General features: G+C 46.0%; 14 protein-coding genes. All 14 read right to left on the bottom strand.

The genetic code is table 11. The annotated features are described in order from the left end of the window. Nucleotides 1-12: 12 nt before the first annotated feature. A complete protein-coding gene (locus tag DESPCE1_RS0105600) occupies nt 13-2,289 on the bottom strand; it encodes a molybdopterin-dependent oxidoreductase (RefSeq protein ID WP_019849761.1) in 2,277 nt (758 codons plus the stop codon). Between the two features lie 33 nt (nt 2,290-2,322). Continuing rightward, entirely contained in the window at nt 2,323-2,628 is a 306-nt protein-coding gene (locus DESPCE1_RS0105595) for a hypothetical protein (protein ID WP_019849760.1), read from the bottom strand. Nucleotides 2,629-2,662: 34 nt separating this feature from the next. Continuing rightward, a complete protein-coding gene (locus DESPCE1_RS0105590; protein ID WP_019849759.1) occupies nt 2,663-3,226 on the bottom strand; it encodes a 4Fe-4S dicluster domain-containing protein in 564 nt (187 codons plus the stop codon). Between the two features lie 3 nt (nt 3,227-3,229). Continuing rightward, the gene (locus DESPCE1_RS0105585) at nt 3,230-3,481 is read right to left on the bottom strand and encodes a chaperone NapD (protein WP_014793138.1); all 252 of its coding nucleotides are present in this window, start codon (nt 3,479-3,481) and stop codon (nt 3,230-3,232) included. Between the two features lie 34 nt (nt 3,482-3,515). Then, nucleotides 3,516-4,358 (bottom strand): c-type cytochrome biogenesis protein CcsB, encoded by an 843-nt coding sequence (gene ccsB / locus DESPCE1_RS0105580; protein WP_019849758.1) that lies wholly within the window; start codon nt 4,356-4,358, stop codon nt 3,516-3,518. Beyond that, on the bottom strand, nt 4,355-5,704 hold the full coding sequence (locus DESPCE1_RS0105575; protein ID WP_242835423.1) for a cytochrome c biogenesis protein ResB: 1,350 nt from the start codon (nt 5,702-5,704) through the stop codon (nt 4,355-4,357). The genes ccsB and DESPCE1_RS0105575 overlap by 4 nt, the downstream gene beginning before the upstream one ends. A 188-nt stretch (nt 5,705-5,892) precedes the next feature. Beyond that, on the bottom strand, nt 5,893-6,597 hold the full coding sequence (locus DESPCE1_RS0105570; RefSeq protein ID WP_014793135.1) for a response regulator transcription factor: 705 nt from the start codon (nt 6,595-6,597) through the stop codon (nt 5,893-5,895). Nucleotides 6,598-6,689: 92 nt separating this feature from the next. Further along, nucleotides 6,690-8,348, bottom strand: coding sequence for an ATP-binding protein (locus tag DESPCE1_RS0105565; protein ID WP_028305468.1), 1,659 nt, complete (start codon nt 8,346-8,348; stop codon nt 6,690-6,692). Nucleotides 8,349-8,405: 57 nt separating this feature from the next. Continuing rightward, nucleotides 8,406-8,912, bottom strand: coding sequence for an iron reductase (locus tag DESPCE1_RS0105560; RefSeq protein ID WP_014793133.1), 507 nt, complete (start codon nt 8,910-8,912; stop codon nt 8,406-8,408). Between the two features lie 82 nt (nt 8,913-8,994). Next, nucleotides 8,995-9,813 carry a DmsC/YnfH family molybdoenzyme membrane anchor subunit gene (locus DESPCE1_RS0105555; protein ID WP_019849755.1) on the bottom strand — a complete coding sequence of 273 codons (819 nt, stop codon included), beginning with the start codon at nt 9,811-9,813 and terminating at the stop codon, nt 8,995-8,997. A gap of 199 nt (nt 9,814-10,012) precedes the next feature. After that, on the bottom strand, nt 10,013-10,855 hold the full coding sequence (locus DESPCE1_RS0105550) for a DmsC/YnfH family molybdoenzyme membrane anchor subunit (protein ID WP_019849754.1): 843 nt from the start codon (nt 10,853-10,855) through the stop codon (nt 10,013-10,015). Nucleotides 10,856-10,857: 2 nt separating this feature from the next. After that, nucleotides 10,858-11,436, bottom strand: coding sequence for a DMSO/selenate family reductase complex B subunit (locus DESPCE1_RS0105545; protein WP_014793130.1), 579 nt, complete (start codon nt 11,434-11,436; stop codon nt 10,858-10,860). Further along, nucleotides 11,436-14,033: a molybdopterin-dependent oxidoreductase gene (locus DESPCE1_RS0105540; protein ID WP_019849753.1), complete on the bottom strand. Its 2,598-nt coding sequence runs from the start codon at nt 14,031-14,033 to the stop codon at nt 11,436-11,438. The genes DESPCE1_RS0105545 and DESPCE1_RS0105540 overlap by 1 nt, the downstream gene beginning before the upstream one ends. A gap of 19 nt (nt 14,034-14,052) precedes the next feature. Then, on the bottom strand, nt 14,053-14,883 hold the full coding sequence (locus DESPCE1_RS0105535; protein ID WP_019849752.1) for a DmsC/YnfH family molybdoenzyme membrane anchor subunit: 831 nt from the start codon (nt 14,881-14,883) through the stop codon (nt 14,053-14,055). Between the last annotated feature and the right edge of the window lie 2 nt (nt 14,884-14,885).

The raw sequence follows: 14,885 nt of genomic DNA, 5'->3' as shown, positions 1-14,885 counted from the left end.
CCCTGATTATTCTTAGACTTTTTCTATTTTAACAGCACAAATCTTGAATTCAGGCTCTTTTGAAGCGGCATCTACAGCATCAATAGTTACAGCATTCACCAAGGGGTCCGGTTCAAACCAAAGAGCAAAGAGCAGACCAGGTCGTGGTTCGCCAGGCTTGCCAACTTTGGTCGGTAATTCAACTTTTCCTCTACGGGATACCAGTCGGACCATATCTCCCTCTTTAATTCCTAATTCAGTTGCGTCTTGAGGATTCAATTCCACATATTGTTTGGGCACCGCCCGCATTAAGGTGGGACATTTACCTGTCATGGTCAAGGTATGCCAGTGTTCAAGAATCCGGCCGGTCGTTAAATAATACGGGTATTCCTTATCCACTACTTCCGCAGGACCCAGATACGGTCTTGCAAAAATAACTGCCCTATGATCCTTTGCGGAGTAAAAATCAATTCCTTCTTTGACATAAGGGTCTTCGGGAGCCACATAACGACGCACGGCCCCTTTACTCCCCTGATGTCCCTTTAACGGCCACTGAATACCATGGGCATCTCGAAGGGCCGGATAAGTGGCAAGCTCCATATGAGTTCCTGTTGTACATTTAAGATATTCGTTCCAGACATCTTCGGGAGTTTTGAAAGGGAAAAGATCACCGTAACCCAGACGGCGAGCAAGGTCGAGAAGAATATCCAAATCAGGCTTGGCCTCACCGGGAGGATTGATGGCTTTAGCCAAGTGTTGGGTACGGCGGTCCGTGTTACCGTACACACCTTCTTTCTCACACCAGAAAGCTGCAGGAAGAACCACATCTGCATACTTCGTAGTAGCTGTCGGGTGGAAAACCTCTGCAACAACCATAAAGACCTTTTCAAACCCTTCCCGATAGGCATTGACATTCGGTAAGGAGTGTGCCGGGTTAGTACACATAACATAGAGACACTTCACTCTGCCATCCCCGCAGGCCTTAAACAATTCCATGGTATGTAGACCGACCTGGGGACTAATCCGATCAGCCGGTACGCCCCATAGCTCGGCTATTTCTTTTCTATGTTTCTCGTTAGCAATGACACGATGCCCGGGGAGTAAATGAGATAATGCTCCAGTTTCTCGAACACTTCCGCAAGCACTGGGCTGACCGGTCAAAGAGAAAGGAGTTGAACCAGGTTTGCAGATTTTCCCGGTGATCAGATGCAAATTATGAATAAGATTATTTGCCCAGACACCGGCTACACGCTGATTGATACCCATCGTCCACATTGACATCGTGTTCTTGCCTTTTTCGCCGAATAGGCGTGCAACCTCCCGGATTTGGTCAGCGGTCAGACCTGTCACTTTTTCAGCTTTCTCCGGTGTAAATTCCTTAAGAAACTCCTTATAGTTCTCAAAATTTATAGCTTCTTTACCATCTGAGAAACTTGTATGCTTCGCAATGAACTCCTCGTCCGCCATCCCTTCTGCGACGATAACATAAGCCATAGCGTGCAGAAGAGCCATATCGGTTCCCGGTATAAACTGCAGAGAAATATCGGCAATTTCATGGGAGCGATGACGTCGCGGATCGGCGATAATAATCTTGGTCTCAGGATCTTTTTTCTTTTTGTCCGTCAGTCTGGCAAACAGAACAGGATGTGCTTCCGCAATATTGGAACCAATGATAAAGAACACATCAGCATGTTCAAAATCCTCCAGACATCCCATGGGCTCATCGGCTCCAAAAGTGGTTGTAAAGCCACCTACCGCGCTGGCCATACAAAGCCGCGGATTCCCATCAATGTTATTGGTACCGATTGCTCCCTTGAAGAGTTTATTCGCCACATAACCTTCTTCCGCCAATTGCTGCCCGGAACCATAGAAGGCCACAGAATCCGGGCCATTTTTTTCAATGGATTCTTTGAACTTTGAAGTAACCAGTTTCATGGCTTCGTCCCAAGTACCGGGTTCCAATTTGCCATTTTTACGTATCAATGGCTTAGTAACACGTTCGCTATGGGTAATGACCTGTGGCAAATAATAACCTTTGGCACAAAGCAAGCCTTTATTCCCTTCATTATCGGGATCCCCTTTAACGGCGATTACTTTGCCATCTTTTACACCGATCAGCACTCCGCAACCGGTTCCGCAATATCTGCATACGGATTTAACCCACTTTTCCGCATCGGTTTGCTTGGGAGCACCGGGTTTTGGTTCCACTTGGTCAACTTGAATCGTCTTTGTTTGATTCGTACATCCTACTGTCATCATTGCCGCAGAAACTGCACAGGTTTTGAGAAAATTTCTTCTGCTTAACTCCATGTTCTAACCTCCTTCAAAATCAACTTGCACCGATTAAACATGACATTGCCGACAGACCGTAAGCTCCGGATGAGGCGTCTTCGACGCACCGCCCACACCCTCGTTATGACATGAGCCACAATTATCTCTTCCTTCAATGGCGTGGGGAGTTGGTGGAGGAAAACCTTCTACAGTGGTATTTACAACTGCTGCTTCAGGTTCTTTCTCCCCAACAGGAGCGGGCGAATTGACAGACTGGTTCACAGGCTGACTTTGGCAGCCGGTGAACATAACTACACTAAGAGCTAGAACAAGAAGCGTTAAGAACAGAGCCTTTGATGATCTTTTAGACCGAACCATACTTCTCTCTCCTTTTCATTTATTCTTTTTTTGATCAGCATGGTATCACAGTGATTGCCGAACCTTCCGCGATACATGCCTTGATACATCGGCCGCAGCCTATGCAGTATTCCGTCCGGATTAATGGATAGCGAAAGTCTCTTAATTCAATAGCTTTAATTCCCGTTGGACAAGTGTAAAGGCAAGAACTGCAAAGCTGTTCATGATAAGCCAGGCAAAGATCCTGGTTAATCTTTGCCACCCCTATGGCATAGGATTGAATTGACTCCCGGTTCTCAAGGACCCCACTTGGACACACTTCAATACATCTCAGACAGAATGTGCAAGGCTGTTCGTCAGGGACAAGGTAGGGAGTCCCTACTAAAACCCCTTCATCCGGCCCGGCTATGTGAATAGACTTATCTTCACAAACCAAGCTGCATTTCCCACAGCGCTGACACCCAGCCAGAAAAGCGATTTCCTCTATCGCTCCAGGAGGTCTTATGAGTTTCTTCTTTGGGGCCATGGTCCTGACTGCTGTCATTGTCAGCTTGCAGATATCGTTGAACACAGTTCCAAAGAAATCTCTACGATTGATGAGTTCATTTCCCTTAAGCAAAATTCACACCCCCTTCGCAGGGAAATCCGTATCCATAGCTATATAAACCGGATAGACTCCAGTGACTCCTGGCAATGAACCAATCCCGCTTTCGATCACCCGAACGGCATCGTTGACCAACTCACTTTCTAGGACAAGGATGATATCCCCATTAATGACTCCTTCCACAGAAACTCCTTCCACTTCTTTTAACTGAATTGGAAGAATATCTTCAAAACCATGTAAGCATTTTACTATTAAGCTTGATATCACCATAAAGTTTAGCCCCTAACACAATTTATTTTTGCCTTTATGCATAGGAATGCAAGCTGATTACAAAGTAATTTACCCCAAAGAAAGTGAACAGTACGGCCAAAAAGCCAATGACAGCCACCCAAGCCGTACGTTTCCCTTTCCAACCGTGCATAAGCCGGACATGGAGGTAGACCGCATAGATCATCCAAGTGATCAAGGACCATGTCTCCTTCGGATCCCAGGACCAATAAGAACCCCAAGCGATATTTGCCCAGATAGCTCCTGTAATAATGCATAAGGTCAACATGGGAAACCCGAGCATGATCATTTTGTAGCCGATTAAATCCAGACGACCTAAATCAGGGGTGCGAGTAGATAAGTTTGTATGGGTTCCCTTATCCAGCCACCGCTGCTTGATCAGGTACAGTACCCCTACCCCAAAGGAAATCGCCAAAGCTCCATAGCCGATCATGGCAGTCAGCACATGAAAGGTCAGCCAATTGCTCCGGAGCGCGGGTTGGATATTGGTTAACACCCGCTCATTATTACTCATAAAAAGTACGACAAAGGCCAGAAGGAAAAAAGCCAAAGGGAGAATAAATGCACCAATAACAGGTGCTTTATAACGGGACTCTACCCAGAGATACACGGCGATGATACCCCAGGCAAAGACTAAAACAAATTCGTAGCCATTGGCTAAGGGCGGGCGACCGGCAATGCCCATTCGCAGGAGAATCGCTATAGTGTTGCCTACTAACCCTAGTATCGCTGTATATCTGGCTAACTGACCCAATCTATTGTTCTTAAGCGGAAGGAGAAGAACATAGAAAATCATGGCCAAAAAGTATCCGACAAAGGCCATATAAAAGGCAATAGGCTCAAGATTTTGCAGACTCATCCTTCAAATCCCTCCACTTCTTCGAGTAAACCATGTATTTTCCTGGGTTTGGGTTCTTTCTCCACCTCAGCCTTAAATTCTTCCAACAACTCCTGAGCATGCTCTGAGCCTCCTCCACTCCAGAGGGTTATCACCAAGCTTCCTCGATACCCCTTCCGTACCCCTTGAGTAGTCAGGGCAAACCATAAAGTCTGAGGTTTCAAATAGAAAGAGAGCACGAGACCGAGAAACAGCATTCCACAGCCTAACCAGATAAGCGGAACCCCTGGATCCTTTTTAACCACGAGACCTGTAAAATTAGTGGGGCCTGTAAAGACGATATCATAAACCCCTTGGATACTGATCTGCTCTCCCTGACGTATCGTCCCCTTTTGAACAGGTCCCTCCCTTTCCGGACTCAAAACCTGGTAGTCCACAGTTAAATGTCCATCGTTCATTTTCAAGCGTTCGATAATCAGGTACAAAGTAGTACCCGTGGCCTGAAAATAGCTCTGTCCAACTTCTGCCAAGGAAAAGAGGGTCTTCTCCCCCCGCAGAGTTGCCTCAAAGGATGCTCCATATTCGAAAAAAGTCTGGTAAAAGGTGATCCCTTCATAGGTCAAAGGCGAATTCACACTCACCGTCTTATGAACCAATTCTTTACCACCCTGGGATATGCTAATGTCGGTATACCAATTCTCGCGAACGCCTTGTGCATCAAACTTTTCTTCGGCACTATGAACCTCGATTTCCCAGTCGCTTTGCAAGGTTCCTTTTTCCAGGGTGATATCCTGCATCTTCAGGTGTGTGCCCTCAGCCGACATAAAATACCCCATAAAACCCCAATGTCCCAAGACCACTCCAATAACCAGAATAATAAAGCTGCTGTGAACCAGTACAGACCCCCATACCCCAAGACGATTTTTATCGGCCCATCCTAGGATTTCTTCAGAAGTCTCTTGGAAATCATAACGATAATGCTTACTATCCAACTTTGTCACTAACTTACGTTGGAAATCGTCCGGACTTTGCGTCAATTCAATCTTTGTCCTAATGGCTGCTCCCTGGATTTGAGCCGCTGTTTTATGTTCGGGAATATGACGATAAATCTGTACGATCTTGGGAATTCGTTTTATGGTGCATGACAAAAGATTAATGACAACTAAGGCTACAATGATACGATACAAAACACTACTATAAAGATGTGTCACGCCAAGAGTTTGCCACAAAGGCGAGATCTGAGCCGCTTGTTCAGGTGCAAAGGATTCTTGGGGTACAAACGTTCCAATCATGGAGACTCCAGTAAATAAAACCAGTAAAACGACACCAAGTTTCATGGAAGTCAAAATTGCCCATAAACGCTTCATCTGTTGCAAACAGTACCCCCTTTTCTCTTCCCGCACATTCATTGAGAATGTGGCAATTTTCGCATAAAAAAATACTTGCTTCTAATATAGCAAGTATTTCTTACGAGAACGTTAGTCAAAACTTTATATATAGTTAATGAAATCTTTACATTTTCTTACACGAATCTTAACAAAAGATTAACCGAATTCTACTCGGAAAACTTATACCCAATTCCCCATACGGTTTGGATATATTGGGGCTTAGCAGGATCCAGCTCAATCTTTTCTCTGAGCTTGCGAATGAATACGGTAATGGTGCTTGTGTCGTTCACATACTCGTCTCTCCACATATGAGCAAAGAGTTGCTCCCGGGTAAAGACTTGAGCAGGATGTTCCGCCATAAAAGTAAGCAATTCAAACTCTTTGGGAGTTAAATACACAGGCTTGCCGCGAACAAAGACTTCGTGGCTCTCACAATTGATTTCCAGATCACCTTTACTTATTTTCGTGGTTTTTCTTACTTTGGGAGCCGACTGCTCTTTGTCAAAAGAACGTCTCAAAAGAGCCTTAACGCGCAACCCTAATTCAACTGGACTGAAAGGCTTGACAAGATAGTCATCGGCACCGAGATTAAATCCCACACTTTTGTCGATTATCTCCCCTTTGGCTGAAAGCATAAGGATAGGAACCTTACTGTTTTCTCTTATGGTTTTACAGACCTCATAGCCATCGATCAAGGGCAGCATCACATCAAGTATCACTAGATCCGGATTTTCTTTTTGAAAGCATTCCAAGGCCCCTTCTCCATTGTCTGCATAAAGTAGTTCATAAGCTTCCCTCTTTAGGACTTGCTCGACAACTTTATAGATACTTTCTTCGTCGTCGACCAACAAAACCTTATAGGTGCGCTTCATCCCTTTTCCTCCTTGTGCATCACTATGTATTTTTATCCACTGCGTGGATAAGAGCGACTAACTTTCAGATTGGGCTGAATCCCCGCCTGAAGCTAGTCTACTTTATCGGGATCCTTCGGTAAATAGACCACAAAAGTACTGCCTTTATTTATTTCGCTCTCGACCCATAGTTCTCCTTTGTGAAGAGTTACTAATTCCTTAGCCAGGGCTAAGCCCAGACCGGTTCCTCCATATTTTCTTGAGTTGGAACTATCTACCTGGGTGAATCGTTCAAAGATCTCTTCCTGCTCTTCAGGAGGGATGCCAATTCCTGTATCAATGACGCGAATGATGATCCAATTCTCCCTCGGAGTGTTAGTCACCTGAATTTCTACACGCCCTCCAGAAGGTGTGAATTTAATCGCATTCCCCGCTAAGTTCTCAATAACCCGGCGAAGTTTCTCCGGATCCGCACGAAGTAAGGAAACTTCAGGGGCAAGGTTTATTTCCCAGACAATCCCCTTCTTCTTTGCTAAAGGCGCTACTACACTGTCAATGGCTCCCAGAACATCGGCCATGTCTACATATTCTAATTTTAATTCCAGGCGACCGGCTTCGATCTTGGCAAGATCAAGTATATTATTAATCAATTTTAAGAGGTTCTGGCTGTTGGCTTTTATGTATTTAAGGTTCTGTCGTTCTTGTATAAATTCCTTGGGAAGCTCTTGAAGGAGAAGGTCCGTAAAAGCCATGACGGATGTCAAGGGAGTCCTTAATTCATGACTCATAATCGCCAGAAACTCCGATTTATAGGTATTGATCTCATTCAGTTTAATATTGGCGGCTTCCAGTTCATCCTGCTTAATCCTCAAGTCTTCATTGACCAATTCCAATTGATGGGTTCTTTTTTCTACCTTGGCCTCTAAATTTTGATATAAATCCTTCAGTTGATTGGCCATCTCTTGAATATGCTGAGTCAGTTCCTTTATTTCTCCTTGTGCTTTAATACAATTGAGGTCAATATCGAAATTTCCTTGCCCCACTTGAGCAGTAGCAATCTTTAGCTCCCCTAAAGAGCGGGTGACAAGACGGGTGACAAGCAAGTACATTGAGATTACAATCACACCGATAAGTAAAAGGGAGAAGGATAAATGGCGATAGACATCGACCTTCATCCCTTGGAGGAAAATATCCATGGGCATAATCAGACTGATGGCCCCACCTAAATCCTCGGCTTTGTACCCTTCTTTGAAATGTCCAGTGATATCTATATCTCCAATCGGTTGGCCATGACAGGAGAGGCATTCTTCCTTCATATGCAAGGGAACCATATAGCGAAAAACCCGCTCTCCTTCTACCACATCTTCCCCCCAGATTTCGGCAAGATGTGGCTCCTGACCGAACCTTAGCAGTCCTTGTGCTTCAAAAGCATCCGGTGCATTGCAGCTGGCTCGATAATCAATCCGCGTCTGTTTGATGGAGTAATTGGTCAGCTGCCCAAAGATGTCACCGATTTGCATGCCAATCGCCGCCGGATTAAGATGCTTAAACTCAAAATTTCCTTGTGAATCATAATTAATACGGTCCTGATTCTTCGCTATGACTTCACGAGTAGCAATGAGCTGTTTTGTGATAACTTGAGCCTTTTCATGCATCTCTAAAGTGGCTTGAGCCCTTTGCGTGCGATAATCCCAAGTAAAATGGATGAGCATAATAGATACCACCACAAAGGTGGTAAATAGCATAAACCGATGTGTTAAACTATCCTTCATCGTATCAGCTCACTTGTCATGTAATCATATATCCAATTCAAGACTCTTAAAGACTCTTTATTGAAAATTGATATGGATGATAATAAGTACCGCAAAGAGAATGGTCATAAAAACATGGTTGAAATAGGCGGATTTTATCTCCTTGCTTTTCGCCATGATGTTTTTATCCAAGCCCGAAGTCACGACTAAACTCATGGGAATCAAGGCTAAGACTCCGGTGATGTAATAATTGGGAGAAATCTCATTTTCCGGCCAAAAAGCTAAGGATAAGAAATACAAGCTATGATAAATAACCAAAACAAAAACAATCCAACCAAAGCAGGTATGCAGAAATTCTATGATCCTCTTACCTTTCATACGCCGACCCGGTTCTTCGACAAATTCCAGAAAAAAAACTTTAAATACCGCAAGAATCAATATACCCGCTATAAAGAAGCAGGCTATTCCTCCGGCTTGCTTAACAGTACTTCGGGTCACTGCCGTAATAAGTAAGAATACTATAGACAGACCTAAGGCAAAAAGCACTTTTTGATAGGTTTTGTTAAAGCGGTTAAGGAATAGCACTCAATCACCTCATTATTTAAATCTTAAACTATTTTGAAGAAGGTTTAAAGATGGTTAGACAAAAAAGTCAACCCTAGCGCTTTTACCCCATAATGGGTATTGCATTGGCATAAAATAAGTAACGTCCTAAAATTTGTGCACTAAAGAGCAGAACTAAGCTCAGATAAAAGACCGGGCGCAAGCCTTTGCCTGGGTTTTTAAATCCTTGAAAGCTATACCCTACAAAGTTCATTCCCCCCAGCAATAGGAGCGCACAGTAGAGCAATGGGAGCAAAGAATACGTCTTTGAGTTAAAGAAAAAGAAAGCTAACTGAACGAGCAATACTCCCATGGTAAGGAGTGAGAGCTTCCAAAGCAAATCTCTTACCCCTTGATGACCCCGAAAATCTCTGACCGTCTCCATGAATAAGGTACAGGCGATGGAACCCAGGGTGATCATGGTAGCGAAAAAACTAATGTAAGTATTGGGAGAAGCCCAAGCAGGAATAGGTGTGGTGTAATATATACTGGACATACTGAATACCGCAATCAACCCCAAAAGGGAAGTGAGCCATCCTAAAGCCTTACTTGCCCCCTCGCGCCGGTAGAACAGGATAGAGATAACCCAGAAAAATAAAAACAACCCACTGAAGACAATCTCACGGCTCAGCCATGAGGTGAGCAAATTACCTACCGATGCATAGGCCTGCGTCGGTGAACCAAGGTGAAATATGGAGATCACTAAGGCGACACACATGAGAGGCCCTACCACTAACAGAGGACGCCAGGTCAGTTGAGTTGCAAAGCCAGGGTCTATCCTTCTGGTCATAAACGTTCTAAATCCAATGGCAATGACCCAGATTCCTACAGCACATTGGGTTAAAACACTGAAAATAATTAAAGCCCATTCACCGCTATACATTTCTAATCCACCTCATTTCCAGTTTAAAAGCGTCGTTGCGTAGTATGTATGTAGTTTAGCATGATTTCCAATAGAGAAATATACGAAAAATCTATGAAATATTTGTGTCCTCAGCTAAAAAGAATCCTGCTTTCTATGGCTAAAGAAAGCAGGATTTAAAAAAGGTATTGTACTAATTGGGGTAATTAGGGAGTTGTTATTAGGTCAGCCCAATCGTAGAAGCAACCATCCCTGCATAAAACACATAGCGGCCGATAAATTGTCCACAGATCAGGGCAGCTAGCGAAGCGTAAAGTAAGCTGGAGGATTGGGTCTCAGGTTTGGCGGATTTTTGCAGTGTTGGCCAGAGCAGAATAACGGCTCCTCCCAGGACAAGAATCCATTTCACCGTAATGATAAAACTCATACCACTGAGGATTTCCGCACTGGCTTGAGCAGCCGGTCCCCCAAGGCCTAAGTTGATAGCATAGGGTATGGCCACTGCGGCTTGAATAATCACCGCAGCCAAAACCAGATAACCGAAGATCTTTTTATCGACACTTTGCAGTTCTTTCACGCTTACGACGAGGAACAAAAGGGCACCCACAGCAATGGCTGTGGCATAGAAGTCCACGAAAGTATTGATCCCCTGCCAGACCGGTACGGAAGCGGTGGTGTAGAGCTTGCTCATGGAAAACACCGCAATCAGACCGATACCGCTGCCCAGCCACCGGAGTCCGGCACTTAAAGCGGAGGCATCCGCTTTAAACCATTGGACCAGGGCATAGAGGACGGCAACACCCATGAACATTCCGCTAAAGAGCACTTCCCGGCTTAACCATGAGCTGCCCAGATTGAACAGGGAATTCAAGGCGTGAAACGGTTGACCAAGATGGGCCAAAGAAGCCAGAACACCAATGACACTTAATCCGGCGGCTGTTGCCGCTGCACCTTTGAAGACTTTTCCTTTATACAGCTGATGACTTAGAGTCATGAAAAACATGATTCCGATCGCGGCCTGCATGCAAAAGGAAAAAATCAATAACGCTGTTTCTCCTCCCATGATCAGTCCTCCTTCACTATAAATTCTTTATTGAGAGCAACAGTTTTGGGTTTGATCAGAACGGAGGGGGTTGTTTTGGAAGAGTTCGGCAGCACCGGCAAGTCACTTACAGCATCCGCCCCATATTTTGCCCGCAGTTCGTCAAGTTCTCCCCATTTGATAGCTCTCATGGTGCAGGCATCGACACAGGCAGGGTTCTCTCCTTTTTCCACTAAGTTTTGGCACATATCGCATTTGCTGACCTGGCCGGTTTCTTCGATAAATTGAGGAACCCCGTAAGGGCAGCTCCAAGTGCAATAACGGCAGCCGATGCATTTGCTTTTATCGTGGGCGACAATCCCATTCTCCAGCTTATGCATAGCCTGAGTGGGGCAGCCTTCCACACATTTAGGTTCTTTGCAGTGGTTACAGGTGATGGAAAGGTAGTAAATCCAAGGCGCGGGGAATTTCCCGCCTTCAAAGCCTTTAACTCTTCTGAACAAAGTTCCGGGCTTCAGGTCATTGCGATCGTTACAAGCAATTTGACAGGTTTTGCATCCGCCACAAGCGGTCATATCAAAGTAGAATCCATATTGCGCCATTATTTATTCCCCCCTTGTGCAGCAACAATCCGTTTGGGCCATAAATAGTCGGTTTGCAGTTTGCTGTCGTACTTCTCGACTTGAACATTACATGTGTTGTATGCCTGCACCCCTTGTCCGGTAGGAAGTCCGCCATTCAGTACATTGGTGGCGCCTGCCTTACAGATACCGGTTTCATCGTCCACTTCTGCCCAAGCGCCCTGACCTAAAGTAAGAGTTCCCGGCATGATTCTTTCCGTGATATACACAGGCCGGATCACTTGGCCATGGCGGCTGCTGATTTTCACGATATCATTTTTAGCGATTCCTCTGGCGGCAGCATCGGCAGGATGAATATAGAGTCTGTTTTGGAACGCCTCTCTGAGCCAGGAGATATTATCCAAAGTTGAATGGCTGCGGCGTGCATAGTGGATTGTGGTGAGCTGGAGCGGATAGCCGCCCTTCTCTTTCTTCTCAAAGTTGGAGAAGGTTTCTTCATAGCCTTCAGTAACATATTGATACTTAGGGATGGGAGCTAAGGTGTTCCAACCATAAGCATTGATCGTATCGGCTAAACCTTGGCTGTGGATTTGGAATTTGCCGCTTTCGGTGCCCAGTGGGTTCTTTTCAGGGTCCTCAATGAAGTCTTTATAGTCAATATAGGTGTATTGGTCTCCAGGGGAACGGGGCACCTGATAGATTCCTTGTTCTTTAAATTCTTTATAGCTGATGCGGCCTTCCTGGGGAGTTCCTTTCACTCCCAGGGCGGCGATATCCTCAGCGGTAATGGTCACCAGCTTCTCGTAGCCTGATCCGTCTTCCTTCATCACAGTGCAGCCAGCCACCATATTGAACAGCTTCTGCTCAGGGGAAAGGGGATCAAAATCAGCAGGATCCAAGCCCAGCCGCTTGCCGATCTCGGCATACATCCAATCATCATCTTTCGCCTCAAACATGGGTTGGGTGATTTGGCTGTAGAAAATGATCATTTCCGGGTTACCCGTTAAGAAACCGCCCAGTCTTTCCCACTCGGTGGTAGCCGGAAGCACGATATCTGCATATTGGGCCGTGGCGGTAAGGAAATGAGCTGATGTTACCACAAATTCAACTTTGCGGAAAGCTTCGATTCCTTTCATGATATCGGTATTCTGATTGAGTACATTGCCCGAACCGATATTCCAGATCATGCGGATATCGCAGGGCTGTTTGCCTCTTACTCCCGCCGTGTACTCCCCATTGAGCACTGCGTCCCAGGCTTCGTCGATGACCACGCCATGCCAGTCTGTTTTAAAAGGATCTGGTCCTGGGAAGGTTGGCTCTTTATAGAGAGGATTAGCCGGAGATTTGCCGCCGGCAGTTCCTGCTTTGACAAGAGCCGGTCCGCCATAGCTTTGAGTATTATGACGATTATTAGTGCACACGCTGGCCCCTGGTTTCCCCACATTTCCTGTCATCCAACCTACTGTCAGGAAGGCTTGGCAGAATTGTTCACCAACGGAGGTTCTGGCCGCTGCCGATGAACTGGAGAAGGTCATGGGTTTCGTGACAGCTACCTCATGAGCGAAAGAGCGGATAAGATCCGGATCGGTTCCACAATGCTCGGAAGCCCATTCCGGAGTTTTAGGTGTACCATCATAGGTTCCCAGAACATAATCCTTAAAGTTCTCTTTCGGATCAGCACCTTCCGGCATATGCTCGGCATCAAAGCCCACACAGTATTTATCGAGGAACTCCTGATCATGGAGGTTATTGGTGATCATATAATGGGCCATTCCCAACAGTAAAGCTGTATCTGTTCCAGGTCTTACCGGGATCCATTGATCGGCAAGGAGTTGGGCTGTGTCGTTATAGAATGGGTCCACGATAATGAATTTGGCACCTGCTTCTTTGGCCTGTTTAAAGTTGTATGCGGGATTACCGCCGCTGCTCCATACGGGATTAGCGCCCCACAAAACGATGAGTTTAGAGTTTCTGAGATCCAGGCGGTCGTTAGACCCCTTGGAACGGCCACCGTTCATAAATTGCTGGGGTTTTGGCCATGCTCCATCCGAAGTACATCCCCAGTAGGTCATAGCTCCGCCATAGGCATTAAGAGCCGGACCTGTACTTTTAGCCAGAATTGCTTTATTGCCATAGGTTTCTTTGACTCGTTTTAATTCTGTGGCGATATGATCCAGAGCTTCTTCCCAAGAAATTCTTACCCACTCATCTTTACCCCGGAGCTCTCTCTTGCCACCGTCCCCTGGGTTCCAGTTCTTACGTTTCATGGGGTATCTTAAGCGATCGGCACCAAAAATCTGCTGGCGCTGAGATCTCCCTCTGGCGCAGCCCCTTTGTTGTGGATAATCCGGGCTGTCTGGATGGGTATCATCGGTCTTTTGACGGACAACAACACCGTCCACTACCTGGGCCTTGTTCAGGCAGCGTCCGCCGCAGTTATGCCAGCAAGCTGCCGTAATCCATGTTCCTTCTTCATTGGCTGCCTGACCCGCATTCGTCGTGGTCAGAGTATTGCCACAGCCCACCAAAGATAAGCTGGCAGCAGCAGCGGTGCTGGCTTTGATGAAGTTTCTGCGGCTGATTGTCATTTCATTGATCTTATCAAAGAACTTTGTCATGAGTATGAGTAGCCTCCTTTTAAATTAGTCCAATATTCGTAACGACCATGGCAGCGTAAAAAATATACCGGCCAATAAACTGACCACAGACCAAAGCTATACCGGCCAGATAAATCATCCCTGTGGCTGACTTCGCCTCCTGCTGAAGAGTGGGCCAAAGCAAAAATCCTGCTCCACCAAGAACAAGCAGCCATTTTAAGCCAACCGCTACACTCAGGCCATTGAGGATTTCGGCGCTGGCATGGGCGGCCGACCCGCCAAGACCCAGGTTAATCCCATAAGGTACCGCTACTGCAGCTTGAATGACGACGGCGGCCAGGACGATCAAACCAATGATCTTTTTATCCTTACCCTGTAATTCTTTAAAGCTTAAGGCCAGGAAAAGCAAGGCGCCGACGGCAAGGGTTGTTCCATAAAAATCAGCAAAGGTATTGGCCCCCTGCCAAACGGGAACCGAAGCTGTAGAATAAAGTTTCGCCATGGAGAATACGGCGATTAAGCCAATCCCGCTGCCAGCCCATCTAAGCGCTGCCTTAATCCCTTGATTCTCCACCTTAAGATATTGAACCAGAGCATAAAGCACGGCGATGCCCATAAATACGCCGCTAAACAGGACTTCTCTGCTCAGCCAGGAACTTCCCACATTGAGAAGAGAATTCAAGGCAGCCAGTGGTTTCCCTAAGTGAGCCAGGGAAGCAATCACGCCGATGATGCTTAAACCGGCGGCCAGATAGGCCGCTTTCTTGAACTCTTGATCAGCGTGGAGGATCTTGCCAAGGGTCATAAAAAGCATAATGCCGATGGAGGCCTGCATGAAAAAGGAAAATACCAGTAAAGCGCTTTCACCCATAC

Source organism: Desulfitobacterium sp. PCE1, from assembly GCF_000384015.1.
Lineage (GTDB): Bacteria > Bacillota > Desulfitobacteriia > Desulfitobacteriales > Desulfitobacteriaceae > Desulfitobacterium > Desulfitobacterium dehalogenans.
The sequence above is the reverse complement of the archived record's forward strand: the minus strand, read 5'-3'. Positions and strand labels throughout refer to the sequence as shown.

Bases quoted from the DNA above. Each gene is read 5' to 3' on its own strand.
- DESPCE1_RS0105600 (WP_019849761.1), bottom strand. From the start codon at position 2,289: ATGGAGTTAAGCAGAAGAAATTTTCTCAAAACCTGTGCAGTTTCTGCG.
- DESPCE1_RS0105595 (WP_019849760.1), bottom strand. From the start codon at position 2,628: ATGGTTCGGTCTAAAAGATCATCAAAGGCTCTGTTCTTAACGCTTCTT.
- DESPCE1_RS0105585 (WP_014793138.1), bottom strand. From the start codon at position 3,481: ATGGTGATATCAAGCTTAATAGTAAAATGCTTACATGGTTTTGAAGAT.
- ccsB (WP_019849758.1), bottom strand. From the start codon at position 4,358: ATGAGTCTGCAAAATCTTGAGCCTATTGCCTTTTATATGGCCTTTGTC.
- DESPCE1_RS0105575 (WP_242835423.1), bottom strand. From the start codon at position 5,704: ATGAAGCGTTTATGGGCAATTTTGACTTCCATGAAACTTGGTGTCGTT.
- DESPCE1_RS0105570 (WP_014793135.1), bottom strand. From the start codon at position 6,597: ATGAAGCGCACCTATAAGGTTTTGTTGGTCGACGACGAAGAAAGTATC.
- DESPCE1_RS0105565 (WP_028305468.1), bottom strand. From the start codon at position 8,348: ATGAAGGATAGTTTAACACATCGGTTTATGCTATTTACCACCTTTGTG.
- DESPCE1_RS0105555 (WP_019849755.1), bottom strand. From the start codon at position 9,813: ATGTATAGCGGTGAATGGGCTTTAATTATTTTCAGTGTTTTAACCCAA.
- DESPCE1_RS0105550 (WP_019849754.1), bottom strand. From the start codon at position 10,855: ATGGGAGGAGAAACAGCGTTATTGATTTTTTCCTTTTGCATGCAGGCC.
- DESPCE1_RS0105545 (WP_014793130.1), bottom strand. From the start codon at position 11,436: ATGGCGCAATATGGATTCTACTTTGATATGACCGCTTGTGGCGGATGC.
- DESPCE1_RS0105540 (WP_019849753.1), bottom strand. From the start codon at position 14,033: ATGACAAAGTTCTTTGATAAGATCAATGAAATGACAATCAGCCGCAGA.
- DESPCE1_RS0105535 (WP_019849752.1), bottom strand. From the start codon at position 14,883: ATGGGTGAAAGCGCTTTACTGGTATTTTCCTTTTTCATGCAGGCCTCC.